The organism is Geodermatophilus sp. SYSU D00879 (assembly GCF_054050375.1).
The window spans coordinates 111,663-135,387 of record NZ_JBJGZF010000001.1 but is presented as its reverse complement, the minus strand read 5'-3'; the positions used below and the strand labels follow the sequence as shown (position 1 = coordinate 135,387).

Annotated in this window: 22 protein-coding genes; 10 read left to right on the top strand and 12 right to left on the bottom strand. The window is 76.1% G+C overall.

The features are described from left to right. Position 1: 1 nt before the first annotated feature. The 3 genes from ACI79B_RS00655 to ACI79B_RS00645 all read right to left on the bottom strand — a co-directional run bounded on the left by ACI79B_RS00655 (position 2) and on the right by ACI79B_RS00645 (position 2,637). On the bottom strand, positions 2-1,012 hold the full coding sequence (locus tag ACI79B_RS00655; protein WP_456926171.1) for an LLM class flavin-dependent oxidoreductase: 1,011 nt from the start codon (positions 1,010-1,012) through the stop codon (positions 2-4). Between the two features lie 62 nt (positions 1,013-1,074). Further along, positions 1,075-1,965, bottom strand: coding sequence for an SMP-30/gluconolactonase/LRE family protein (locus tag ACI79B_RS00650; protein WP_456926170.1), 891 nt, complete (start codon positions 1,963-1,965; stop codon positions 1,075-1,077). A 162-nt stretch (positions 1,966-2,127) separates the two neighbouring features. After that, on the bottom strand, positions 2,128-2,637 hold the full coding sequence (locus ACI79B_RS00645; protein ID WP_456926169.1) for a methyltransferase family protein: 510 nt from the start codon (positions 2,635-2,637) through the stop codon (positions 2,128-2,130). A 275-nt stretch (positions 2,638-2,912) separates the two neighbouring features. Here ACI79B_RS00645 and ACI79B_RS00640 point away from each other — a divergent pair, with 275 nt between their 5' ends. From ACI79B_RS00640 to ACI79B_RS00615, 6 genes are all read left to right on the top strand, one after another. Next, complete coding sequence (locus tag ACI79B_RS00640) at positions 2,913-3,446, top strand: hypothetical protein (RefSeq protein ID WP_456926168.1); 534 nt, start codon at positions 2,913-2,915, stop codon at positions 3,444-3,446. Positions 3,447-3,606: 160 nt separating this feature from the next. After that, entirely contained in the window at positions 3,607-4,227 is a 621-nt protein-coding gene (locus ACI79B_RS00635; RefSeq protein ID WP_456926167.1) for a hypothetical protein, read from the top strand. A gap of 78 nt (positions 4,228-4,305) precedes the next feature. Next, the gene (locus tag ACI79B_RS00630) at positions 4,306-5,154 is read left to right on the top strand and encodes an MEDS domain-containing protein (protein WP_456926166.1); all 849 of its coding nucleotides are present in this window, start codon (positions 4,306-4,308) and stop codon (positions 5,152-5,154) included. 20 nt (positions 5,155-5,174) lie between these two features. Continuing rightward, positions 5,175-6,329 (top strand): anti-sigma factor RsbA family regulatory protein, encoded by a 1,155-nt coding sequence (locus ACI79B_RS00625; protein WP_457000044.1) that lies wholly within the window; start codon positions 5,175-5,177, stop codon positions 6,327-6,329. 100 nt (positions 6,330-6,429) lie between these two features. Continuing rightward, positions 6,430-7,344: an oxygen-binding di-iron domain-containing protein gene (locus ACI79B_RS00620; RefSeq protein ID WP_456926163.1), complete on the top strand. Its 915-nt coding sequence runs from the start codon at positions 6,430-6,432 to the stop codon at positions 7,342-7,344. Positions 7,345-7,444: 100 nt separating this feature from the next. Next, positions 7,445-7,891 carry an SRPBCC family protein gene (locus ACI79B_RS00615; protein ID WP_456926162.1) on the top strand — a complete coding sequence of 149 codons (447 nt, stop codon included), beginning with the start codon at positions 7,445-7,447 and terminating at the stop codon, positions 7,889-7,891. Positions 7,892-7,897: 6 nt separating this feature from the next. Here the strand turns inward: ACI79B_RS00615 and ACI79B_RS00610 are convergent, their stop codons facing one another. Then, a complete protein-coding gene (locus tag ACI79B_RS00610; RefSeq protein WP_456926161.1) occupies positions 7,898-8,599 on the bottom strand; it encodes a DUF4386 domain-containing protein in 702 nt (233 codons plus the stop codon). Between the two features lie 93 nt (positions 8,600-8,692). Between ACI79B_RS00610 and ACI79B_RS00605 the strand changes: the two genes are divergently transcribed. Continuing rightward, positions 8,693-9,379, top strand: a complete 687-nt coding sequence (locus ACI79B_RS00605) for a TetR/AcrR family transcriptional regulator C-terminal domain-containing protein (RefSeq protein ID WP_456926160.1) — start codon at positions 8,693-8,695, stop codon at positions 9,377-9,379. Between the two features lie 15 nt (positions 9,380-9,394). On the opposite strand, the gene ACI79B_RS00600 is transcribed toward ACI79B_RS00605, so the two are convergent. From ACI79B_RS00600 to ACI79B_RS00580, 5 genes are all read right to left on the bottom strand, one after another. Then, entirely contained in the window at positions 9,395-11,047 is a 1,653-nt protein-coding gene (locus tag ACI79B_RS00600) for an FAD-dependent oxidoreductase (RefSeq protein ID WP_456926159.1), read from the bottom strand. A gap of 66 nt (positions 11,048-11,113) precedes the next feature. Continuing rightward, a complete protein-coding gene (locus tag ACI79B_RS00595; protein ID WP_456926158.1) occupies positions 11,114-12,241 on the bottom strand; it encodes a hypothetical protein in 1,128 nt (375 codons plus the stop codon). A 1,214-nt stretch (positions 12,242-13,455) separates the two neighbouring features. Further along, positions 13,456-14,070, bottom strand: coding sequence for a hypothetical protein (locus ACI79B_RS00590; RefSeq protein ID WP_456926157.1), 615 nt, complete (start codon positions 14,068-14,070; stop codon positions 13,456-13,458). A gap of 303 nt (positions 14,071-14,373) precedes the next feature. Beyond that, a complete protein-coding gene (locus ACI79B_RS00585; RefSeq protein WP_456926156.1) occupies positions 14,374-15,522 on the bottom strand; it encodes an FUSC family protein in 1,149 nt (382 codons plus the stop codon). 10 nt (positions 15,523-15,532) lie between these two features. Next, positions 15,533-17,410, bottom strand: a complete 1,878-nt coding sequence (locus ACI79B_RS00580) for a BCCT family transporter (RefSeq protein ID WP_456926155.1) — start codon at positions 17,408-17,410, stop codon at positions 15,533-15,535. Positions 17,411-17,664: 254 nt separating this feature from the next. On the opposite strand from ACI79B_RS00580, the gene ACI79B_RS00575 reads away from it, so the two are divergent. Next, complete coding sequence (locus tag ACI79B_RS00575; protein WP_456926154.1) at positions 17,665-18,522, top strand: NAD(P)H-binding protein; 858 nt, start codon at positions 17,665-17,667, stop codon at positions 18,520-18,522. Between the two features lie 64 nt (positions 18,523-18,586). Here ACI79B_RS00575 and ACI79B_RS00570 read toward each other — a convergent pair whose 3' ends face one another. After that, positions 18,587-18,964: a YybH family protein gene (locus ACI79B_RS00570; RefSeq protein ID WP_456926153.1), complete on the bottom strand. Its 378-nt coding sequence runs from the start codon at positions 18,962-18,964 to the stop codon at positions 18,587-18,589. Positions 18,965-19,059: 95 nt separating this feature from the next. On the opposite strand from ACI79B_RS00570, the gene ACI79B_RS00565 reads away from it, so the two are divergent. Together ACI79B_RS00565 and ACI79B_RS00560 are read left to right on the top strand one after the other, a co-directional pair. Further along, complete coding sequence (locus ACI79B_RS00565) at positions 19,060-19,236, top strand: hypothetical protein (RefSeq protein WP_456926152.1); 177 nt, start codon at positions 19,060-19,062, stop codon at positions 19,234-19,236. Between the two features lie 36 nt (positions 19,237-19,272). Then, positions 19,273-20,793 (top strand): adenylate/guanylate cyclase domain-containing protein, encoded by a 1,521-nt coding sequence (locus ACI79B_RS00560; RefSeq protein WP_456926151.1) that lies wholly within the window; start codon positions 19,273-19,275, stop codon positions 20,791-20,793. Here ACI79B_RS00560 and ACI79B_RS00555 read toward each other — a convergent pair. Beyond that, complete coding sequence (locus ACI79B_RS00555) at positions 20,772-21,824, bottom strand: potassium channel family protein (protein ID WP_456926483.1); 1,053 nt, start codon at positions 21,822-21,824, stop codon at positions 20,772-20,774. The two genes, ACI79B_RS00560 and ACI79B_RS00555, sit on opposite strands and share 22 nt — an antisense overlap. A gap of 69 nt (positions 21,825-21,893) precedes the next feature. Beyond that, positions 21,894-23,651 carry a class I adenylate-forming enzyme family protein gene (locus ACI79B_RS00550; protein WP_456926150.1) on the bottom strand — a complete coding sequence of 586 codons (1,758 nt, stop codon included), beginning with the start codon at positions 23,649-23,651 and terminating at the stop codon, positions 21,894-21,896. Positions 23,652-23,725: the final 74 nt, after the last annotated feature.

Sequence of the window (23,725 nt, the reverse complement as noted above, 5' to 3'; positions counted from 1 at the left end):
GTCAGGTGCCGACGGCAGTCGTGGCGCGACTGGCGACCTCGAAGAACGTCTCGAGCTCACGGCGGACGTCCGGTCCGCACGGCTGGAAGACGATCTCGGTGACGCCGCGGTCGGCGAGCTCGCCGAGCCTGCCGCGGACCTCCTCCCGCGTCCCGCTGAGCGTGGCCGATCCGAGCAACGAGGAGCCCCCCGCGTCCCACGCCGCCCGGTCGGCCTCGTTGAGCTCGACGCAGTGACCCGTGTGCACGGCGATGTGCCGGAGCTCCTCCGGGGTCCGGTCCACCACCTCGTTCCAGGCCTCCCCGCCTGCCAGGCCGGCCACGGCCGCCTGCCCGCCGAACTCGTACGCGCCGTGCCACGCGAGTGCGGTGCCGGGACCGCCCGCGAGGCGGACCCGTTCGGAGGTCGGGTCCTCGCCCTCGTCGAGGACGGTGCCCCAGGCCAGGTACGAGACCCTCGAGAACTCCCGGGCGAAGTCGGGGAGCTGCAGTGTCGCGTACAGGCCGTCAGCCAGCTCCCGGGCGACCCCGGCGCCCTTCGGGCCCAGGGCGCTGATCAGGACGGGCACGTCGATCGGTCGCGCCGGCGCGTGACCGGCCGGGTGGAGCATCTGCATCCGGGCGCCCTCCCACTCGACGACCTCACCGCGCAGCAGCCCCCGGTAGGCCCGGATGTACTCCGCCATGAACGCCCACGTGATGGCTCCGTAGCCCATGGCCCGACGCCCGGAGAAGCCGGTCCCGAAGGCGACCTCGACCCGGCCGGGTGCCAGCGCCGCGAGCATCGCCGTCGCGGCGGCGTTCACCATGGGATGCCGCAGCGAGGGGACCAGGACGCCGGGCCCGAGGCCGATGCGGGTGGTGCGCTCCGCGGCGAGCGCCAGGCACATCCACACGTCGGGACTGTTCTGCGGGGTGTCGTAGAGCCACGCCCGCGCGTAGCCGAGTTCCTCCGCGAGGGCGATGTTCTCGTGCGAGTCCAACGCGGTCGGAAAGGCGACCGAGACGTCCATGCTCTTCCCCCTGTGCTGACGACGGTGTCGCGGACTTCCGAGGTCCGGAACGTGTTCTCTGCCTACGGGCGGCCGGCGTGCGGCACCTCGACCCGGCAGGAGCGCAGCTGCGCCTCGCGCGCGGCACTCCGCGCGGTGCGGTCGAAGTCCGGCGCGGTGCAGAGGAACAGCGTGCGGCCGTCGTTGCCGCCGAGCATGCAGGCGAACACGCCGGTGCCGACGGGCAGCTCCTCCAGGACCTCGCCGCCTTCCCGGATGCGCAGCACCCGGCCGGCGAGCGCGTCGGCGACCCACAGCGCGCCCTCGGCGTCCAGGCCGCAACCGTCCGGCGCGACGGCCAGTTGCCCGAGTGCCGCCTGCAGGTCGCGGTCGGTCGGTAGCTCCCCGAACGACGCCCACACCCGCCGGTTCCCCAACGTGCCGTCGGCACCGACGTCGAACGCGGTGATCCGGTTGCCGAACGTCTCGTCCACCAGCAGGACGCCGTCGTCGGTGATCACGCTGCCGTTGGGGAACCACACGTCGTCGGCCACCTGGGTCACGGCCCCGTCGGGGTCGACGCGCAGCAGGACGGCCGGTGCGACCGGTGCGCCGGCCATCAGGTCGAAGCCGAAGTTGCCGACGAACGCGCGGCCCTGCTCGTCGACGACCATGTCGTTGGGCTCGCCGGTGACGTGTGCGGACAGGTCCGCGTGTGTCACGAGCGATCCGTCGGGCTCGCGGCACAGCAGCCGCGCGTCGTGCTGGGAGACGACCAGCAGCCGGCCGTCGGGCAGCCACCCGAGTCCGGACGGCTGGCCCGGCACCTCCGCCTCGACCCGGAGGTCGCTGCCGTCCTCGCGGGCCGAGAGCACCTGGTGGGTGTAGAAGTCCGACACCCAGATCCGGCCCTCGTGCCAGCGCGGGCACTCCAGGTAGGACAGACCGTCCAGGACGGTGCTGATCTCCCGCATGGCTCACCTCGCCGCCCTCGGTGCGCGGGAGCCTAGCCCCGGGGCCGACCTCTCCGGGGCGCCGGGCCACGCGGGTGTCGGCTGCCGGCCCTCGACAGCCGGGCGCGGCGCGACGGCGTGCGCGGATCCGCGGCGCTCCTGTCGACGCCTGGACGGGGGAGGTCAGGCGGCCCCGTTCCACGCCCGCGCCCGCGGGATCCACCCCCGGACGTTGCGCCGGTACTCCCGGTACTCGTCGCCGTACTCGAGCTCCAGCGTCGGCTCCTCGTAGCCCCGCACGAACAGCACCACCGCGAGGAGCACGACGCCCGCGTAGAGCAGGGCGCCCACGCTCCCGAACAGCAGCGCCTGCCCGAGGACGATCGCGAGCACCGCCAGGTACATCGGGTTGCGCACGTACCGGTACGGCCCGACGACGACGAGGTGGCCGGTCGGCACCAGTGGTGCGGGCGTCCCGTCGGCACGGGCGAAACGGACGAACGCGTCGAGCAGCACGAGGACCCCGCTCAGGATCACGACGGCCGCCACGATCGCGACCGGGGAGGCCCAAACGCCCGTCCACGGGATCCGCCACCCGGTGATCAATCCCGGGACCAGTCCGGCCACCACGCCGGGTGTGAGCACGAGGAACACGAGCGTGCCGGCCCAGGCCCGGACGCGCACGCGCTCCACGTGCGGAGCGTAGCCACCGCGCCCGGCACGCGGTCCGGTCCCGATTCCGCCCCGGTGCCGCGCGCGCGATGGCCTGTCGGGGCGGCGGGGGCGCTCCCATACTCGGCTCGTGGCCCGGCCAGACGTGCCACCCGGGCGCGTCCGTCGGTCGCCAGGCGGAACTGCCGGTCTGGCCGACCCCTGGACCGTGCGGGACGCGCGGGTCACGTGTCCGTCGCCCCGGCCCCGGCGCCGGCCGCCGCCGGGACGGCTCCCGAGTGTCCAGGGAGGCAGAGATGGCACACAGAGTTCCGCGGAGCAGGACGGCGCTGGCTGTGGGCCTCGGCGCGCTGCTCGCACCCGTGCTGTTCACGGGCGCCGCAGCCGCCCACCCCGGCGACGGTGGAGGGGACCGGATCGCGCCGATCCCGCCGGTCGCCCCCGTGCAGTCCACGCTCCTGGCGAGGGGCTCGGCGGGGGAGTTCGCGATCTCGGACGAGCGGACCGGCTTCCACCTGCGGGCGGAGCGGCCGACGGACCTGGCGATGGTCCGGGTCACCGTGCCGCCACACAGCTCCACCGGCTGGCACACCCACGCCGGGCCGTCCACGGCCGTCGTGGCGAGCGGGGCGGTGCGGCTGATCGAGCCCGAGGACGGCCACGGCTGCACGGACGAGACCCACCGCGCCGGGACCGCCTGGGTGCACCCGGCGCACGTCCACGACGTCGCCAACGACGGCGCGCAGCCCGCCATCGTCTACCTCACCTACTACCTGCCGGCCGGGGCGAGCCCGGCCCTGGTTCCCGCCGACCGGCCGCACGGCTGCTGATCGCGGGAACGGACGGGGTCCGGGAGGCGTCGCGCCTCCCGGACCCCGTGCCCGCCGGGCAGGACGCCCGGCCCTGTCCGGCAGGCCGGGGAGCGAGGACAGTGGCCCCTGCGGCGATGCCGCAGGGGCGCCGCCGCCTGCTCGAGAGAGGAGTGGTGGCATGTACGCCCGCACCACCACCGTCCGCGGCGAGCCGCAGCGCGTCGACCACGGCATCGCCTACGTGCGCAACGAGGTGCTGCCCGTCATCCGGCTCATGGACGGGTTCGTCGGCCTCTCGATGCTCGTCGACCGGGACGCCGGCCGCTGCATCGTCACCTCCGCCTGGGAGGACGGGAGGGCGATGCGCTCCAGTGCCGCGCGCGTGCACCCGATGCGTGTGCAGCTGGTCGGGATCTTCGGCGGGGAGCCGGAGGTCCAGGAGTGGGAGATCGCGCTGGTGCACCGCGCGCACGAGACCCACGACGGCGCCTGGGCCCGGCTCACCTGGACCCGGGGCGACGCCGCGGACACCGACCGGACGCTCGACCTCTTCCGCACGACCACGCTGCCGCGGATCGAGCGGATGCCGGGCTTCTGCAGCGTCAGCGTCCTCGCCGACCGCGACAGCGGCCTGTCCGTCGGCACCGTCACCTTCGACGACCGCGGCGCGCTGGAGGCCTCGCGGGAGCAGGCCCGGTCGATCCGCGAGGACGCCGTCCGGGCGATGGGTCGGGACGTCGTCGACGTCGCCGAGATGGAGCTCGTCCTCGCCCACCTGCGGGTGCCCGAGACCGTCTGACCGGCCCGCCGCGCGGGCCGGGAACGAGTTCCCCGGCCGGGAGGCGCCGGGCGGCGCCGGGCGGCGTAGCGTGGACCCGTGCCCGGATCGGGTCACGCCGGCTCCCCCCGGAGCCGTGGTGCACGAGGTCACGTCTGCGTCCTCCACGACGACGTCGCGGAGTTCCGACGCCGCGTCGTCGCCTTCTTCGCCGAGGGGCTGCGCGAGGGCCTGCGCGTGGTCTACGTCGGCTCCGGGTCCCCCGAGGGAGCGGCGGAGGACCTCGCCGGGCTCGGGGACCTCGACCGGCTGCAGCGCGACGGCGCCCTCCAGGTCCTGACGTTCGGCGACGTGTACGGATCCGGCGGTCCGGTCCGGGCCGACGAGGTGGTGCGGCACTGGGCGGCGGCGACCGAGCGGGCTCTGGCCGACGGCTTCCGGGGGCTGCGGGTCAGCGCGGAGGGCTCCGAGCTGCTCCGCCCTCCGCGCCAGCGGGACGCCTTCGCCCGGTACGAGTTCCTCGTGGGGCGGTACATGGCCGACCACCCGATGTCGGCCCTGTGCGGGTTCTCGACCGACCTCGGGATCGACCTCGTGACCGAGTTCGCCGCGCTGCACGCCCCTGATCCGTCCGGGCAGCCGGCCCTGGGGGTCTGCGCCCACACCGACGGCGCGCTCGGCCTCACCGGGGAGACCGACCCGGTCGCCGTCACCGCGCTCGGGCGGGTGCTGGCCCGCCTGGGGCCGGGGGCCGACACCGGGACGCTGGTCGTCGACATGGGCGACGTCGAGTACGTCGACCACCGGTTGCTGCGGGCCCTCGACGACTACGTCCGGAGTACCGGGGTACGGCTGACCATCAGATCGACCCCGCCGTTCGCGGCCCGGCTGATGGACCTGTTGCCGGCGTCCTACCTGCGGCCCGCAGACGTGGGAGCGGAGTCATGAGAACGGGTGCCGCACACGGCGTGACCGGGAACTTCCACGAGGCCGGCTTCTACTCGTCGGACGAGGAGTTCCTGGCGCTCATCGTGCCCTTCGTGACCCAGGGGACCGCCGTCGGCGAACCGGTCGTCATCGGGTACGACACCCGCAAGTGCGACCTCCTCCGGGCGGCGCTGCCCGGGCTGGACGGGGTCACCTTCATCCAGGACGCGAGCCTCTACGCCTCGCCCGCGCGCGCCATCGAGGCGTACCGGCAGCAGTTCGAGCAGCACGTGGCCGCCGGCGCGGGGCAGGTCCGGATCGCCGGCGACGTCCCGCACGAGGGCAACGGCGGGCGGTTCGAGGGCTGGGACCGGTACGAGTCGGCGGTCAACGTCGTCTGGCAGGACTACCCGGTCTGGAGCCGCTGCCTGTACGACGCCACCACCGTGCCGGACGCCGTGCGCGAGGTCGTCGGCCGCACCCACCCCCGCCTGGTCACCCCGGACGGCGGCGCCGGCGCCAGCCCGCGGTACCAGGACGTCGCCGTGTTCGAGGGACTGCCGCCGGCCGCCGACCCGCTCGAGCGCACGGCGCCGGTCGTCGACCTGACCGACGTCTCGCTGAAGCAGACCCGGCGCCGCGTCCGCGACGCCGCGCAGGGCCTGGTCGGCGCCACGGCGCTCGACGAGCTGCTGTTCGCGCTGTCCGAGGCCGTCGTCAACGCGCAGCTGTACGGCCGGCCGCCCACCACCGTCCGGGCCTGGACCGGGGGCGGCCGCGTCGTCGTGCGCGTGCACGACACCGGCCCCGGGCCCGCCGACCCCCTGACCGGTCTCGTCCCCGCCCCCGACAGCGCGGCCGGCTCCGGGCTCGGCCTGTGGCTCAGCTGCCGGCTCACCGAGGTCGACGTCGCGCTCCTCACCACCGACGGCTGCACCGTCCGGCTGCGCACCGGCCCGCCGCCGCCCGCCGCGGAGGAGGCCGACGACGGGCCGGTGCTGCGCCCCGGCACGGCGCGCGGCAGGCCCCACGGCCCGGGCGCCGTCCACGCCGTCGACGGCGACGGATCGTCGTTCTGCGGGGACGTCCCCGCGACCCGGCTCGACCGGGTCGGCGACCGCTCCTGGTCCGACGTGCCGCCCGGCGAGCGGTGCCGGCAGTGCGAGCTGCTGCTGGACCACCACGGCCTCGTCTAGCCGCGCCCGGGGGACAAGGGCCCTGGTGGGTGCCGGGGAGCCGCCCTACGTTCGGGGCGGCCGAGGAGGCGGCCACCGAGCGCGGCCGAGGAGGCGTCCCATGGACAGCCCCTACCGAGGTCAGGCCGACGTCCACGTCCTGCCCACCAACCTCTCCCTGCCGGGGATCGGCGTCCTCCCGATCAACGCCTACCTGATCACGGCCGAGGAGCCGGTCCTCGTCGACAGCGGCATCGCCGTCGACGCGGACCAGTTCCTCGACGCGGTCAGCTCGATCGTCGACCTGCGGACCCTGAAGTGGGTCTGGCTCACCCACGACGACGCCGACCACACCGGCAGCGTCCAGCGGATCATGGAGGCGGCGCCGAACGCCACGCTGGTCACCCACGCGTTCTCCGCGCTGCGGATGTCGACGTGGTGGCCGGTGCCGATGGAGCGGGTGCACGCCATCCGGGCCGGCGACGAGATCCACGTGGGGGACCGCACGCTCACCGCCGTCGCCCCGCCGCTGTTCGACAACCCGATGTCCCTCGGCGTCCTGGACCGCTCCACCGGGGCGCTGTTCACCGTCGACGCCTTCGGGGCGCTGCTCCCGGAGCCCACGCAGGACGCGGCCGACGTGTCCCCGGAGGCCCTCGCCGGCGGCATGATCGGCTGGGCCACCTCGGACTCGCCCTGGGTGCACCTCACGGACGAGGCCGAGTTCGGCCGGGTCCTCGACCGCGTCCGGCAGATCCAGCCCCGGCGGATCTTCTCCTCGCACCTCCCCGTCGCCAGCGGGACGGAGCTGGAGGAGTTCCTCCACGTGCTGGCCCAGGTCCCCACCGCCGAGCGGTTCGTGCCGCCGGACTCCGAGCAGTTCGCCGACATGATCAAGGCGATGGCGGAGGCGCAGCGCGCCGGCGGGCAGGCCCCCGCGACCGCGGCGGCGACCGCCCCGCAGGGATCGGGCGTGTCCCCGCCGACGCCGCGACGGCCCAGCTCGCCGGCGGGCGAGACCGTCCCAAGCCGGTAGCCGCACCCGAGGGGGGCCCGTGGCCGCGGGACCCCCGGGCGGCCCCGGCCGGCGGCCGGGTCCCTCGCGCCCGGCCCGGTACCGCGGGACCATGCGCGGCGTGGGCCGGGAGGTGGACGTCCGTACCGAGACGGTCATCGGCCGTCCCCGGGCAGAGGTGGCCGCCTACGCCGGGGACCCCACGAACGCCCCCGGGTGGTACGCGAACATCGACTCGGTCGACTGGCGGACCGCGCCACCGGTGGCGGTCGGGTCCCGGATGGACTTCGTCGCCCGCTTCCTCGGCCGCCGGCTCGCCTACACCTACGAGGTCACCGAGCTGGTGCCCGGTGAGCGGCTGGTCATGCGGACGGCGCAGGGGCCCTTCCCCATGGAGACGACCTACACCTGGGAGGCGCTGGACGACGGCCGGACCCGGATGACGCTGCGCAACCGCGGCCGGCCGCACGGGTTCTCCCGCTGGGCGGCGCCGCTCCTGGCCGGGGCCGTCCGCCGGGCCAACCGCGCCGACCTCGCCCGGCTGCGGGCGGTGCTGGAGGCGCGCTGACCGAGGTCAGGCCGGGACCGGTACCGGCAGGGCGGACCCGGGCCGCGCGGGGGACGCCGGCTGCCGGAAGCCCCGGGCGATCAGGTACACGGCGAGACCCGTCTCCCAGACGGTGACCGGGACGGCGCAGAGGAACCCCCACACCGAGACCTGCTCGTAGACGCCGAACAGCACGGCGGTCGACGAGAGGAACACCAGCGGCCCGCCGACCAGGCCGGTCGCCGCGATCCACCGCGGCGCCAGGCCGCCCCGGTGCACCAGCACGGCCAGCAGCAGCGTGTTGACGCCGATGACCAGGCCGGGGCCGACGAGGAACGTCGCGTCGTGCAGCGCCACCAGCCCGCGGGCGACGGGGACCGGCGACGCGTCGTCGTCGGCCGACCTGAGCGTGACCACCGCCAGCACGCTGACGATCCCCACGACGATCACCGCCGCCTCGAGCAGCCGCCCGCAGACGTAGCCGAGGGCCAGCGCCCGGCCGTGCCGCTCGACGACCGGGTGGGCCGCGACCGCGGTGCCGATGCAGGACGCGGCGAGCAGGACCTCCAGCAGCGCCCCCCAGCGCACCTGCGTGTCCGCGCCCGCGCCCAGCACGTACCCCGGGTCGCCGAGCAGCGGCTGGTACAGCGCCAGCGCCGCGACCGCGCTGACCGCGGCGACCAGGAAGAACACGCCCGTGACGACGGCGGCTCCGCGGGACTCCCTCATGACTGCTGCTCCCTCCCTTGGTGGTGTACGGCGTACACCGACGGCGGGAACGTTATGGTGTACGGCGTACACCCGTCAAGCAGGGGAGGTCGGATGGCGCGGGAGCCGCTCAACCGGGCGCGGGTCCTCGCGGCCGCGGTGGCGCTGGCCGACGAGGCCGGCCTGGGCGCGGTGAGCATGCGGCGGCTGGCCCAGGAGCTCGGCGTCGTCCCCATGGCGCTGTACAAGCACGTCGCGGACAAGGACGAGCTGCTCGACGGGATGGTCGACGCCGTGATCGGGGAGTTCGAGGAGCCCGCCCCGGGCTCGGCCTGGCGGACCGCGGTGCGGCAGCGGCTGCTCTCCGCCCGCCGGGCCGTGCTGCGGCACGCCTGGGCGCGGCAGGCGATCGAGTCGCGCACCCACCGGACGCCCGCCGTCCTCGGCCACATGGACGCCGTCGCCGGCACCTTCCGCGCCGGCGGGTTCTCCGTGGACCTCACCCACCACCTCATGCACGCTCTCGGCAACCGCATCTGGGGCTTCAGCCCCGAGCTGTTCGAGGAGCCGCGCGACGACGCCGCGCCCGAGCCCACGCCGGAGGAGCGGCAGGCGATGGCGGCGGAGTTCGCGCGGCGGTTCCCGCACGTGCTGGAGATCGCCACGGCGGCCGCCGGCGGCGACCTGTCCGGCGTCGGGCAGGGCTGCGACGAGGACTTCGAGTTCGCCTTCGCCCTGGACCTGCTGCTCGACGGCGCGGAGCGGCTGCACGCGCGCGGCTGGCGCAGCTCGCCGTCCTGACGGGTGCGCGGCGGCTCAGGCGGCGAGCAGCTGGTGGACCAGCCGGATCGCGATCGAGCCCTCGCCGACGGCGGAGGCCACACGCTTGACCGACCCGTGCCGGACGTCGCCGGCCGCGAGGACGCCGGGGAGGCTGGTCTCCAGCGGCAGCGGGGGACGGCCGAGGGCGCGGACGGCGCCGGCGCTCACGTCCGGCCCGGTCATGACGAAGCCCGCGGGATCGCGCTCGACGGCCGGCGGCAGCCAGTCGGTGTGCGGCCGGGCGCCGATCATGAGGAACAGCGCCTGGGCGTCCACCGTCTCCTCTGCGCCGCTCGCGCGGTCCCGCAGCACGAGGTGGTCCAGCCGGCCGTCGCCGCCCCCGCCGACGACCTCGGTGCCGGTCCGCACCTCGACGCCGGGGGTCCCCTCGACCTGGCGCACGAGGTAGTGCGACATCCCGGCGTCCAGCGACGCCGCCCGCACCACGAGCGTGACCCGCTTCGCGAACCGCGCCAGGTACAGGGCCGCCTGCCCGGCCGAGTTGGCGCCCCCGACGACGTAGACCTCCTCGCCCGCCACCAGCGGGGCCTCCGACGCCGCGGCGCCGTAGGAGACGCCGGCCCCGCGCAGCGCCTCCAGCGACTCCACCCCGAGGCGGCGGTAGCTGGCGCCGGGCGCGAGGACCACCGCGCGGGCCACCACGACCCCGCCGGTGTCGAGCGTGACGACGATGCCGTCGGACTCCCGCGCCAGGTCGGTGACCTCCTGCATGAAGGCGAACCGGGCGCCGAACAGCCAGGCCTGCTCGTAGGCGCGGCGCGCCAGCTCCCCGCCGGTCACGCCGCGGGGGAAGCCCAGGTAGTTGCGGATCGCGGAGCTGGAGGTGGCCTGACCGCCGATGCTGCCGGAGTCGACGACGATCGTGCGCAGCCCCTCGGAGGCGCCGTAGACGCCGGCGGACAGGCCGGCGGGCCCGCACCCGACGATCACCAGGTCGTACCGGTCGCCGGACGGGTCGATCGCCGTCCCCGCCGACCGCGCGATGTCGAGGTCGGTGGGGTCCTCGAGGACCGTCCCGTCGGGCATGACCAGCAGCGGCAGCCGGCGCTCCCGTGCGTCGGCGAGCAGGACGCGACCCTCCGCGGAGTCGGCCAGGCAGAAGCGGTGCGGCATGGCGCAGCGGCCGAGCACCTCCCGCAGCTCGTACGCCCGGCCGGTCCAGGTCTCGCCGACGACGTCGATGGTGTGCGGCGCGCGGCGCCGCGCCTGCGCCCACGCGAGCAGGAAACTCGACACCGCCTGGTGGAACTGCTCGTCCGGCGGCGGCGCCGGGCGCACCACGTAGTGGTCGATGCGCCCCCGGGCGATCGCCTCGAGGACCGCGTCCCCGGTCCCCGGGTCCCCGACGTGCGCCCACGGGACGAGCAGGGCGCGCTCGGCGTGCGGGAACCGGCCGCGCACCTCCGCCAGCAGCTCCGTGCCGGAGGCGCCCCCGACCGTCTCGCCCGCGAGCACCAGGGCGACCTCCTCGCCGGCGCCCGCGAGCTCGTCGAGCAGGGCGAGCGCCTCGCCCGCCGACCCCCGGCACAGCACGCGGTAGTCCCGCTCGTACCGGCTGCACAGCTCCCGCTCGACGGCGCCCAGCAGGGCCGGGTCGTCGACGGCGATCAGCACCGGACCGCTCATGCGCGCGCAGCGTAGGGAGCCGGCACCCGCGCGGCCCAGGGTCGAGGGACCCGGGACCGGCCGGAGTCAGTCGTGCGGCGCGCTGAGCCGGCGCGGCAGGCAGGCGTTGGTCAGCTCCGCGCCGTGCAACTGGGGGTAGGTGGCCGAGCACCAGGCCTCGACGTCGGCCCGCCCGGCGAACGCGGCGTCGACCACGGTGATCCAGTACGGGTCGCCGTCGGGTGCGGTGGAGCGCCGGCCGAAGTCGGTGCCCTGCAGCACGTACAGCGCCGACGGGTCGGTCACCGTCGCGAGCCCCGCCTGGCTCTCGGCGAGGACGTCGACGGCGGAGAAGGTGTGCGAGCCGTCCTGCGCGGTCTGCAGCGGATCGGTGATACCGACGTCCTTGGACGCGAGCTGGGCGACCCACCGGCCGTCGAGCGGCACCCGGGCCAGCGACTCGTCCCGCAGCGCCGCGAGCTCGGCCAGCGCGCGGGTCTCGGCGTCGGGTTCGCCGGCGTCCTCCCGCGGCTCGGCGGCCGCGGCGGTGCTCGGCGCGGGCTGCTGGGCGCCGGGGGCGCACGGCGGCAGGTCGCCGGGCACCGGGGCGGGGGTGCACGGGCCGGTGTCGACGCGGGCGGCGACGCCGGTCCACCACGAGGTGGCGCGAATCGCGCCGGCCCACGACAGCGAGACGTGCACGTGGTCGGTGTGCGGGCTGGCGCCGTCGTAGGGCCGCCACCCCCTGGCCGGCGACCAGATCTCGTGGTCCCAGATGACGTACATGACGCCGAGCCGCCGCGCCGCGTAGGCGGGCTCCCCGTCGGGTCCGGGCGCCGTCAGCCACGCCAGGAACTCCGCGGCGACGGCTCGCTGCGCCGGCACGCCCGCATCGAGCATCCAGTCGAGCGCACGGCCCTCCTTGTGCTCGCTGGGCCCGCCGACGGCGCACTCGCGGGAGATCCCGACGCTGCCGGCGCCGTAGTGGGCCAGCAGCGCGTCGGCCAGGTCGAGAGTGCCGGGCTTGGGCGCGGGGTCGCAGACCGCCTGGGCGACGTAGGGGGCCGGCGCCTCGACCGCCGGCGGTGCGGCCGCCGGGGGCGTCGGCCCCGTCGCGGCCGCGGAGGCAGGGGACGCGGGCAGCAGCGCCGCCAGGCCGGATGCGAGGACGGCGCCGACCAGGGTGCGGCGCCAGGGGATCGGGGTCGGGTACACAGCGTCCTCCACAGTCTCGGGAGTCCGGCGCGGCTCATCCCAGGGGGCGGCGCGGCGGCGGTCCAGCCCCCAGCCGCCCCGGTCCCGGCTCGGCGGCGTGGCGGCACGCCCCGCACGCGCCACGCGCACCAGGAAGCGGCCGCTCTGCGCCGGGGCGTCCGTGAGCACCACGGCCGGCACCCCCGTGAGGTGGTTGTGCACCATGCCCCGGAGGGCGCCCGCGCGGTCGTGGTGCCGCGCCCGGCCCGCGAGGGGTGGGCGACTCGTCCCGGCCGACGTCCGCCTGCTCCACGTGCACCGCGTTGCACAGCGGCTCGAAGACCCGATCGGGAAAGCGCAGCGCGACGATCCTCCGGACCGGCTCGTCGGACGGGAAGCGGTCGATCCGGCAGGTCCGCGGCCTCGGCAGCCGGGTCCGCAGCAGCTCGTCGGGCTCCCGCGCCGAGGACGGGTCGGTGCCGAACGGTTTCTCCACCGCCAGGGCGTCCGAGCCGCGCGGACCCGCGCCGGCCAGGGCGGTCAGCACGGCCGGGGAGCAGGCCCGGCGGGAGGGCAAGCTGCACCGGCGTGTCCGGGTGCCCGTCGGCGACCAGCCGCCGGATGTCCGCGGGGTCGGTCGCTTCCGCGGCGCAGTGGTCCAGCCCCGGGGGCGATGCGTGCGTGGGACTCCGCGCTGGACGGGTCGGTGCCGGCCGGGCCGAGACCGTCAGCCGCGGGCCAGCCGCCCGGGCGCCGGCGAGCTCCGCGCCAGCCGGCTGGTGAGGTCACTGGAGGCTCCGAGGACCACCATCCGCCCGATCACGTCGCCAACGCCGCGGCCTCAGCCGCCCAGATGCCCTCGACCAGCCGGTCGGCCGCGCGCAGCCCGTCCAGCCAGGCGCGGGCATTGCCCGGAACGGTGCCATCAGGATCTCGTGGGCGCGGCGCCAGAGGGGGTCGTCGGTGTCCGAGGAGAGCAGCCCCGACCCTGCGCCCTCGTCGCGCAGCTGGGCCACGCCCCCAGCGACCAGCTCGTCGTACCGCGTGTCGTCGCAGACCTCGGCGACCAGGACCAGCCGCGTCGCGCCGGGCATGGTGAGCCGGAGGATCGGCCCGTACTCCCGCGCCATGTCCAGCAGCTCTCGAACGGGCCGGCGCTGTCGGTGTCCAGGGCGTTGCCCAGCGGCGGCAGGCGGTGCGGGCCGCGGGGATCTCGTCGATGCCGACGGTGGCGGTCACGACGCCGCTCCGGTCGGCCGGCGCACGAGCAGCCGGGTGCTCAGCAGCAGCACCCAGACGGGGAACACCAGCAGGACGGCGGGGTGGAAGGTGGTGCTCACCAGCAGGGCGGTGGCGGCCAGGTAGCTCACGAGGACCTGCCAGCGCGCGAGCGTGCCGGCGCGCTGGGCCAGGGCGGTCGTGGTGATCATGTACATGCCGGCGGCGCGCACCCCGTAGACGAACACGAGCGTGTAGCCGGTGGCCGCCAGGCCGCGGGCCACCTCCGGGTCCAGCGCGGCGGCGCCGGAGAACTGGACCACCAGGGCCGGGGCGCCGGCCGCGGCGGCGCCGGCGAAGAGCATCGCCACGAACAGCACGCAGGCCGCCAGGTGCAGCCAGTGGGTGACGTCGGCCCACCAGTCCGCCCGCCGCATCTGGAGCAGCATCCGCGTGGCGGTCATGTGCCACAGCGCCGCGATCCCCGCGAACGGGACCAGGTAGAGGCCGACCGCGACCATCTCGTCGGCACCGCCGGCGTAGAAGTCCTGGTACTCCCGGTCGGAGGCGGTGAGCTCCGGCACCCTGCTGACCAGCAGCACCGACGCCACGAGCAGCAGGGCGAACACCACGCCCGACAGCCCGGCCTCGCGGAGGTGGGGCGACCGGGCGGGGGTGCCCGTGCCGCCGTCGGTGTCCGCCGTCCCTGGTGCGCCCCGTGGTCGTGTGTGGACCCGCATGGTCGCCTCCGGCGACCGCGGCTGCCGGTCGACGGTGTGCCGCCGGCTCGGGGGAAGCCGCGGATCGACGGTGCCTACACCCCCGGACCCGGCCCGGCCAGGGGCCTCCGCCCGGCCGGCGACACGGCCGGGACCGTCGCGCCTGTCGTGACGTCGCGTCCGTGCGCCTGCACGCCCGGTCCCGTGGGCCGCCGGTCAGGCGTCGCCGGGCACCCGCTGCCCGGCGCCGGGCGTCCGCGGGGAGCGCGCCGGGCCGTCCCGCAGGGGGGCGGCCTGCAGCGTGTCCAGCGACCGGTACATGCCGACGGCGACCGCGCCGAGCGCGACGAACCCCTCGTCGTCGGCCGCCGCCGACTCGCGGAGCAGCGCGGTGAGCCGCCGCAGCGCGGCGCCGGCCTCGCGGACCGCGTCGTCCCCGGCCCCCGCGGGAGTGGCGGCGGCGCTCACCACCAGGGCGAGGCCGTCGAGCGCGTCGGCGAGCAGCCAGCCGGTCCCGCCGTCGATGCGGTCGATGCCGCGGCGGTCCGGGGGCAGGTGGGCCACGAGCGTGGTCAGGTCGTCGACGAGGACGGCGACCCGGTCCAGGGCCCGCGACTCCTCCCGGACCCGCGCGGCGGTGCCACCCCAGCGCCGGGCCCGCGGGTTGGCCCGCCGGGCGCGCTCGACGACGGCCTCGGCGGCGCGCATCCGGTCCAGCGCGGCGTCCAGGTCCCGCCGGGGCCGCATCCACGCCCCCGGCGCGGGCAGCTCGCCGTGCCGCAGCCCGCCGGCGATGTCGTGCAGGTGCCGGGCCAGCAGCGCCCGGGTGGTCGCGATCGCCCGGACGGCCGCGGTGAGCTGCATCGGGGGGAACAGCACGGTGGTGACCAGGACGCCGGTCGCCGCGCCGAGCAGCGTCAGCCCGGCGTAGGCGACGGCGTAGCGCGCGGGGTCGGCCGCCGTCCCGACGGTGAGCATGAGGACGGCGGCGAAGCTCACCCAGCTCGCGTGCTCCTGCAGCACCCGCCACTGCTCGACGCCCACCGCCAGCGCGACGATCAGCGCGATGGTCAGCGCGCCGGGCAACGCCTCGGCGGTGAGCTGGTGCACCGTGACGCCCAGGCCGAAGCCCAGCAGGATGGCCAGCACCGTCCGCCAGGCCGCGGCCGCGGAGTCGGCGACCGTCGGGTGCACCGCGATGACCGCGCCGAGCGGCGCGTAGTACGCGTACGAGGTGAACGGCGGCGGCAGCAGGACCGCCACCTGCCACGCGAGCGCGGCGGCCAGCGCCGCCCGCACCGCGCGCTGCACCCAGGGCCGCAGCAGCAGCTCGCCCGTCCGGGCCCCCGTCCCCGGGATCCGCACCGCGGTGCGGCTACCCGCCCGGCCGCGCCCGGGCGGCGGGTTCCGCGCCGTCGCCCGCGGGCGCGGGCCCGGCAGTGTCGCCCGCGGGCGCGGGCCCGGCCGTGTCGCCCGGGGGCGGGTGCCCGGCCGTGTTCCCGGTGACCCGCACCGACGGGACCCCCGGCGTGTCGTCCCCGCCGGCCTCCACGACCAGCGCGAAGTCCTCGCCGTGCCGGCTGATGCCGTCGACGACGGCCTGCTCGACCGCCTCCACGGCGTAGGTGCGGCGCAGCACCATGGGGTCGGTGCGCACGTCCTTGGCGAGCGAGACGGCCAGGCCGACCATGACCAGCGCGAAGGGCAGCGCCGCGATGATCGTCAGGTTCTGCAGCCCGGTGAGCGCCTCGCCGCCGCCGACCAGCAGCATGACCGCCGCGACGGCGCCCATGACAACGCCCCAGAACACCACCGTCCCGCGGCGCGGCCGCAGTGTGCCCCGCTCGGACAGCGAGCCCATGACGATCGAGGCGGCGTCGGCCCCGGAGACGAAGAAGACCGCCACCAGCACCATGACCAGCACCGTCGTGGCGGTGGCCAGCGGGTACCGCTCGAGCACGCCGAACAGCTGCCCCTCGGAGGTGGCCTGCCCGGCGACGTCCGCGCCGGACCGCTGCGCGGCGATGCCGGCCCCGCCGAAGACGACGAACCACACGAGGCTCACCGCGCTCGGCACCAGCAGGACGCCGGAGACGAACTGGCGGATGGTGCGGCCGCGGCTGATCCGGGCGAGGAACAGGCCGACGAACGGCGTCCACGAGATCCACCAGGCCCAGTAGAAGACCGTCCAGCCGCGCAGCCACTCCGCCGTCGCCGGGCCGCCGCTGGCCTCGGTGCGGGCGGCCATCCGGGCGAGGTCGGCGACGTAGCTGCCGACCGCGCCGGGGACCAGGTTGAGGATCAGCACGGTCGGCCCGGCCACGAACACGAACACGGCGAGGACGACGGCGAGCACCATGTTGACGTTGGACAGCCACTGGATGCCCCGGGCGACGCCGGAGACCGCGGACGCGACGAACGCGGCGGTCAGCACGGCGATGATCCCGACCAGGACGCCGTTGCCGACCTCCCCGGCCCAGCCCAGGATCTCCACGCCGCTGCCGATCTGGAGCGCGCCCAGGCCCAGCGAGGCCGCCGAGCCGAACAGCGTGGCGAAGATGGCCAGGACGTCGACGACCCGGCCGGCCCAGCCCTCGGTGCGGCGCCGGCCGAACAGGGGCTCGAACGCCGCGCTGACCAGCTGCCGGCGGCCGCGGCGGAACGTGCCGTAGGCGATGGCCAGCCCCACCACGGCGTAGATCGCCCAGGGGTGCAGGGTCCAGTGGAACAGGGTCGTGGCCATGGCGGTCTGCACGGCCTCGGGGGTCTCGGCGGCCACCGTGCGCGGTGGCGGGGTGACGTAGTGCGCGAGCGGCTCGGCGACGCCGTAGAACATCAGCCCGATGCCCATCCCGGCGCTGAACATCATCGCGATCCACGAGACGGTGCGGAACTCCGGCGTCTCGTCGTCGCGGCCGAGCGGGATGCGGCCGTACCGGCTGGCCGCCAGCCACAGCACGAAGACGACGAACGCCGAGGCCAGCGTCACGAACAGCCAGCCGAGGTTGGACTCGATCCAGACCAGGGCGCTGCTGCTGGCCGAGCCGAGGCCGGCCGGGCTGACGAACCCCCAGGCGACGAACGCCAGCGCCAGGACCGCGGCGACGGTGAAGACGACGCGGTCCAGGCGGCCGTGCGCGTCGGCCGCCGGGGGAGGGGGCTCGGCGATGGCGGGGTGCGGGTCTGCGGGGGACGGGACGAGGGCCGGTCCGGCCTTCCCGTCCGGGTGTCCTGACGGTGCGGTGGGGATCACTGGTCTAGGTCCGCGCAGGCGCGGACGTCCCTCCGTTCGGTCGGCTGCTGAGGGACCGTGTCCCCGGCGGGAGAGGAGTGCGCGCACGGTCAGCACGCGGGCCCGCGGTCCCAGCCTCGGTGCAGCCCGCCGGAGTCGCAATCCGGGACCGCCGCAGCCGGGCGGGATGACGCGGACCGGGCGGGATGACGCGGACCGGGCGGCGGGTTGTTGAACTCGCAAGCACATCGCCCCTGCACGAGGAGAGCGCCCGCATGACCACCTACGCCGTCACCGGAGCCACCGGCCACCTCGGCCGCCGCGCCGTCGAGGAGCTGCTCGACCGCGGCGTCCCGGCGTCCGACGTCGTCGCCGTCGTCCGCCGTCCCGAGGCCGCCGCCGACCTGGCCGGCCGCGGCGTCCAGGTCCGCCACGGCGACTACTCGCGGCCGGACACCCTGCCCGCGGCCCTGGCCGGCGTGGACCGGCTGCTGCTGGTCTCCGGCAGTGAGCCGGGGCAGCGGGTCGCCCAGCACCAGGCCGTCGTCGACGCGGCGGTGGCCGCCGGGGTGCGGCGGGTCGTCTACACGTCGATCGCGCACGCCGACACCTCGGCCAACCCGCTCGCCCCCGAGCACCGCGGGACCGAGGAGGTGCTGCTCGAGGCGGACGTCCCGGCGACCGTCCTGCGCAACAGCTGGTACCTCGAGAACTACACCGCGCAGCTGGACCGGTACCTCGCCACCGGGGAGATCGTCGGCGCCGCGGGGGAGGGCCGGGTGTCGATCGCCCCGCGCGCGGACTACGCCGCCGCGGCCGCGGCCGCGCTGCTGGCCGACGAGGAAGGCACCGTCGTCCTGGAGGTCGGCGGGCCCGGCGTGACCCTCGCCGAGCTCGCGGCCGCCGTCACCGAGGCCACCGGGACGACGGTCCGCTACCGCGACCTGTCGGCCGACGAGCTCGTCGCGACCCTGCAGGGCGCCGGCCTCGACGCCGGCACCGCCGGGTTCGTCGCCGCGATCGACACCTCGATCGCGAACGGCGAGCTCGACACCGGCGAGGCCGACCTCGCCGCCCTGCTCGGGCGGCCGGTGACCCCGCTCGCCGACGCCGTCCGCGCCGCCCGCGCCTGAGCCCCGCGGCCGCCCGGGTCGGCCCCGGGCGGCCGCCGGCTCCGCCGCGGGGAGCGGCGACGACTCAGTCCGCGGGCACCGAGTGGTGCTCGTGGGTGACCAGCCAGCGCCCGTCCACCCGGCGCAGGCCCACGGTCAGCCGCACGTCGAAGCCCTCGGTGCCGGCCGCGCCGACCCGCAGCAGGCCGTGCGCGAAGGCGACGCCGTCCCCGGCGACCACGGTCAGCCCCGAGACGTCGAACAGCCCCTCGCCCTGCGCGTCCCAGAACAGCCGCCACTGCCGCAGGTAGTCGCCGATCCCGGTCACCACCATCGGCGGCGGGACGTCGAACAGCACGACGTCGTCGGTGTGCACCGCGGTCACCGCGTCGACGTCGGCGCGCCGCACGGCCTGCGCCCACGCCGCCAGCACCCGGCGGACCTGCACCTCGTCGGAGTCCATGCAGGGCAGACCACCCGGGGCCGCCGATCTCATCCCCCGGGGTGAGGTCCGCCGCCCGCCTGCACCGCGTCCGTGCCGGTGCCGATCCCCGGGGCATGAACCCGATCGCGTGCCGCGCCGTGGCGCAGGCCGGCCTGGTCGCGGCCACCGCCTCGGCCGACGACGAGCGCCCCTGGCCGCTGCTGCTGGTGGCCGGCTGGCACACCACCGCCGCCGACCTCGTCCTGTCCGACGCCCGCCTGGCCGCCGACCTCGCCGCCCTGCCGGTCTGACCGTGTCCCGGCCCCGCCGGGGTCGTTGAGCCTCCCGTGATCCCGGACAGCGCCCGCACGGCCGCCCGCCGCGCCGAGGACGTGCTGGCCTGGGCCCCGAGCGGCCGGATCGCCGTCCCGGTCATCGTCGCGCTGGTCGTCGTCGCCGACCTGGTCGGCGTCGGCACCGTCACCCTGCTGCTGCTCGGCGTCTCCGACGACGGGGACGACGCCGGCCGCGGCCCCACCCTGCTCGCCGCGCTGGCCTACCTGCTCGTCGCGCTGCCCGCGGCCACCCTCGCCGGGCTGCGCCGCCAGCGGGCCACCACCGCCTGGCTGCTCGCCGGCCGCGACCCCACCCCCGCCGAGGCGGCCCGCGCGCTGCGGCTGCCGGTGGACGCCGCGCTCATCGCCGCCGTCGTGTGGCTGGCCGGCGCGGTCCTCGCCGGCGCCGTCGCGGCGGTCACCTTCCCCGATCCGCTGGTCGGCCTGCGGGTCGGCGTCGTCGCGCTGCTCGGCGGCGCGGTCACCGCCGGCGTCGTCTACCTGCTCGTCGCCCGCGCCGCCCGCGCGCTCACCACCCGCGCGCTGGCCGCGCACCCGCCGGCCGGGCGGCTCGCCCTCGGCGTCCGCCCGCGCCTGCTGCTCACCTGGGGCCTGACCAGCGCGGTCCCGCTGCTCGGCGTCGTGCTGCTGTTCGCCGACCCGAGCAACCCCGTCGGGCCCAGCCGCACCGCCGTCGTCTTCCTCGCCGTCGTCGCCGTGCTCGTCGGCGGGCTGGCCACCCTGCTCACCGCCCGCGCGGTCGGGCAGCCGCTGCGCGACCTGCGGCAGGTGGTGCAGCGGGTCGGCGCCGGCGACTACACCGCGAGCGTGACCGTCGACGACGCCGGGGAGATCGGGCTGCTGCAGGAGGGCGTCAACACGATGGCCGCCGGCCTGGCCGAGCGGGAGCGGCTGCGCGACCTGTTCGGCCGGCACGTCGGGACGACGGTCGCCGCGCGGGCGCTGGCGGAGGGCGCCTCGCTGGGCGGGGAGCTGCGGCCGGTGGCGGCGCTGTTCGTCGACGTCGTCGGGTCGACCGCGCTGGTGCGGCGCACCGGCCCGGAGGGGATGGTCGGCCTGCTCAACCGGTTCTTCGCCGTGGTCGTCGACGCGGTCGAGGCCGAGGGCGGGCTGGTGGACAAGTTCGAGGGCGACGCCGCGCTGTGCGTGTTCGGCGCCCCCACCGGGCACCCGGACGCCTCCGGCGCCGCGCTGCGCGCCGCCCGACGGATCTGCGACGACGTCGCGCGCGCCGGGGAGGTCGACGTCGGCGTCGGCGTGGCCTGCGGGCCGGTGTGGGCCGGGCAGGTGGGCACCGCCAGCCGGCTGGAGTACACGGTGATCGGCGACCCGGTGAACGAGGCCGCACGGCTCACCGAGCTGGCCAAGGACCGGCCGGGGCGGGCGGTGGCCAGCGAGGCCGCCGTCCGGGCCGCCGGCGGCGGCGAGGCCGTGCACTGGGTGCCCGACGCCGAGGTGGAGCTGCGCGGCCGCGGCGAGCCGACCCGCACCTACGTGCGCGCGAACACCTGACCGTCGGGGCCGTGCGAGCGGACGACGACGAGCACGTCCTCGCTCTGCAGCGTGCCGATCAGCGGGTCGTCGAAGCGCAGCGTGCGCCCGCCGCGGGTCACCGACAGCACGATGTCGCGCAGGTCGCGCGGGCCCAGGCCGACCTCGCCGGAGGACACCACGCGCTGGGAGAGGTCCAGGCCCTGGCCGCCGGTGAGCAGGTCCTCGACCACCGAGACCACCCGGGGGCTGTCGGTGGACAGGCCCAGCAGCCGGCCCGACGTCGCCGAGGTGGTGATGACGGTGTCGGCGCCGGACTGGCGCAGCAGCTGCGCGTTCTCCTCCTCGCGCACGGAGGTGGTGATCGGCACGCTCGGGTTGAGCTGCCGGACGGTGAGGGTGATGAGCACCGAGGCGTCGTCGCGGTTGGCCGCCACGATCACCGCGCGGGCCCGCTCGACGTGCGCGCGGCGCAGCACGTCGGTGCGCCCGGCGTCGCCGACGATGCCGGTGAGGCCGATCGAGTTGGCCTCGTCGATGGCCCGCTGGTCGCCGTCGACGATGACGATGTTCTCCAGCGGCGTGCCGGTGGCCCGCAGCGAGCGGACGGCGCTGCGGCCCTTGGTGCCGTAGCCGCACACGATGACGTGCTGACGCACGCGGGACCTCCAGCGTCGGATCCGGAACTCCTCGCGCGAGCGCGCGGTGAGCGCCTCGAGCGTGGTGCCGATGAGGACGATCAGGAACATGACGCGCAGCGGCGTGATGAACAGGATGTTCACCAGCCGCGCGCCCTCGGTGATCGGCGTGATGTCGCCGTAGCCGGTGGTCGAGAGGGTGACCGTGGAGTAGTAGATCGCGTCGAGCAGCGAGATACCGATCTCGTCGCCGTCGCGGTAGGCGTCGCGGTCCAGCCAGACGATGAACACGGTCAGGGCGAGGAAGAACGCCGCCAGCACGACCCGCTGCCACACCTGGCGGACCGGGGACTGCTCGACGTGCGCGATCTGCACCCCGGTGTGCGGGTCGTCGCCCGGCCCGTGTCCGCCCATCACGTCCGGCGACGATAGCGAGCAGGGGCGGTGCGCACCGGGATGCCGGCGCGCACCGCCCCGATCGGGTCAGCCGCCGGCCACCGCCTCGCGCTCGCGGGCGGCCAGCTCGCGCTTGAGGACCTTGCCCGCCGCCGACACGGGGATGGCGTCGATGAAGACGACGTCGCGCAGCCGCTTGTAGTGGGTGACCCGGTCGTTGACCGCGGCCATCACCGACTCGGCGGTCAGCGCCGCCCCGGCGTCGTCGGCCTTGCGGACGACGTAGGCCACCGGCAGCTCCCCGGCCGCCTCGTCGGGCCGGCCGACGACCGCGGCGCCGGCCACGCCCGGCACGCCGAAGAGGATCTCCTCCAGCTCGCGGGGGAACACGTTGTAGCCCTTGTAGAGCAGCATGTCCTTGGTGCGGTCGACGATCGCCAGGAAGCCGTCCTCGTCGAGGATCCCGACGTCGCCGCTGTGGAACCAGCCGTCGGCGTCGATCGCCTCCGCGGTCGCCTCGGGCCGGTGCGCGTAGCCGCGCATGACCTGCGGGCCGCGGATGCACACCTCGCCGCGCTCGCCGGCGGGCAGTGGGTCCCCGCCGCCGAGCGGCCGGATGGTGATCTCGGTGTCGAAGATCGGCACGCCGACGGTGCCGGCCTTGCGGGTGCCCGAGCGGAACGTCGGGTTGCCGGTGGCCATCATCGTGACCTCGGTCAGGCCGTAGCCCTCGCCGATGACCGCGTTGGGCAGCAGCGCCTGCAGCCGCTCGATCAGCGACACCGGCAGCGGCGCGGCGCCGCTGGACACGCCACGGACGTGCGACCAGTCCTGCTCGGCGAACGCGGGCACCTGCAGCAGCGCGACGAACACCGGCGGGGCGCCGCCGATGCTGGTCACCCGGTACCGCTGCGCGTCCTCGACGTACTTCACCGGGTCGAAGCGCATGTGGATCACGGTGGTGGTGCCGCCCATGACCATGCCGTTGAGGTAGCCGATCGCGCCCATGGCGTGGAACCACGGCGTCAGGTTGATCAGCACGGCCTCGCCGAGCCGGGTCGGGCACTCGTCCTCGCCGAGCACCTGGCGGATCGTGACGTCCCCGGCCTCGTCGAGCTCGGGCAGCGAGCCCGAGGTCCAGCACGAGGACTGCAGCACGTTGGTGACCACGTTGCGGTGCGGCAGCTCCACGCCCTTGCTCACCCCGGTCGTGCCGCCGGTGTAGGCCAGGTGCGCGAGGTCGGCGGCGGGGTCGAGCCCGGCGTCGAGGTGCCGGTCGGTGGGGTCGGCGCCCAGCAGGTCGGCCAGGTCGACGTCGGAGGCCTGCAGGCCCTCGAGCCGGGCGGCGAAGTCGAGGGTGTGCGCCTCCCCGGTGACGACGACGGTCTGCACCGGCGTGGCCTCGAGCGCGCCGCGCACGAACGGCAGCACCTGGTCCCAGGTGACCAGGACCTTGGCGCCGGCGTCGGTGAGCTGGGCGGCGAGGTCGGCGGCGGGCAGCAGCGGGTTGGTGGGGGAGAAGACGGCGCCGGCCATCACCACGCCGTAGTAGACGGCCGGGTACTGGCGGCAGTTCGGGATGTGCACCGCGACGACGTCGCCGCGGCCCACGCCGTGGTCGGCCAGCCAGTTGGCGACCGCGGCGGCCCGCGCGCCGAGCTCCTCGAAGGTCAGCTCGACGTCGTGGTCGACGAACGCCGTCCGCGTGCCCCAGCGGCGCACCGCCGCGCGCAGGATCGACCCGACCGGCACCGGCGGGTACTCCAGCGAGCGGGGCAGGCCCGGCGGCCAGCTGGCGGCGGGCTCCTGCGCGGCGTCAGTGGGCGCAGGGTGCGTGGCGGTCATGCGTGTCCTTCCGTCCGGAACAGGGCCTCGTCAGCGTGGTACAGCTCACATCCGCTGTCACGCAGCGGTGTGCA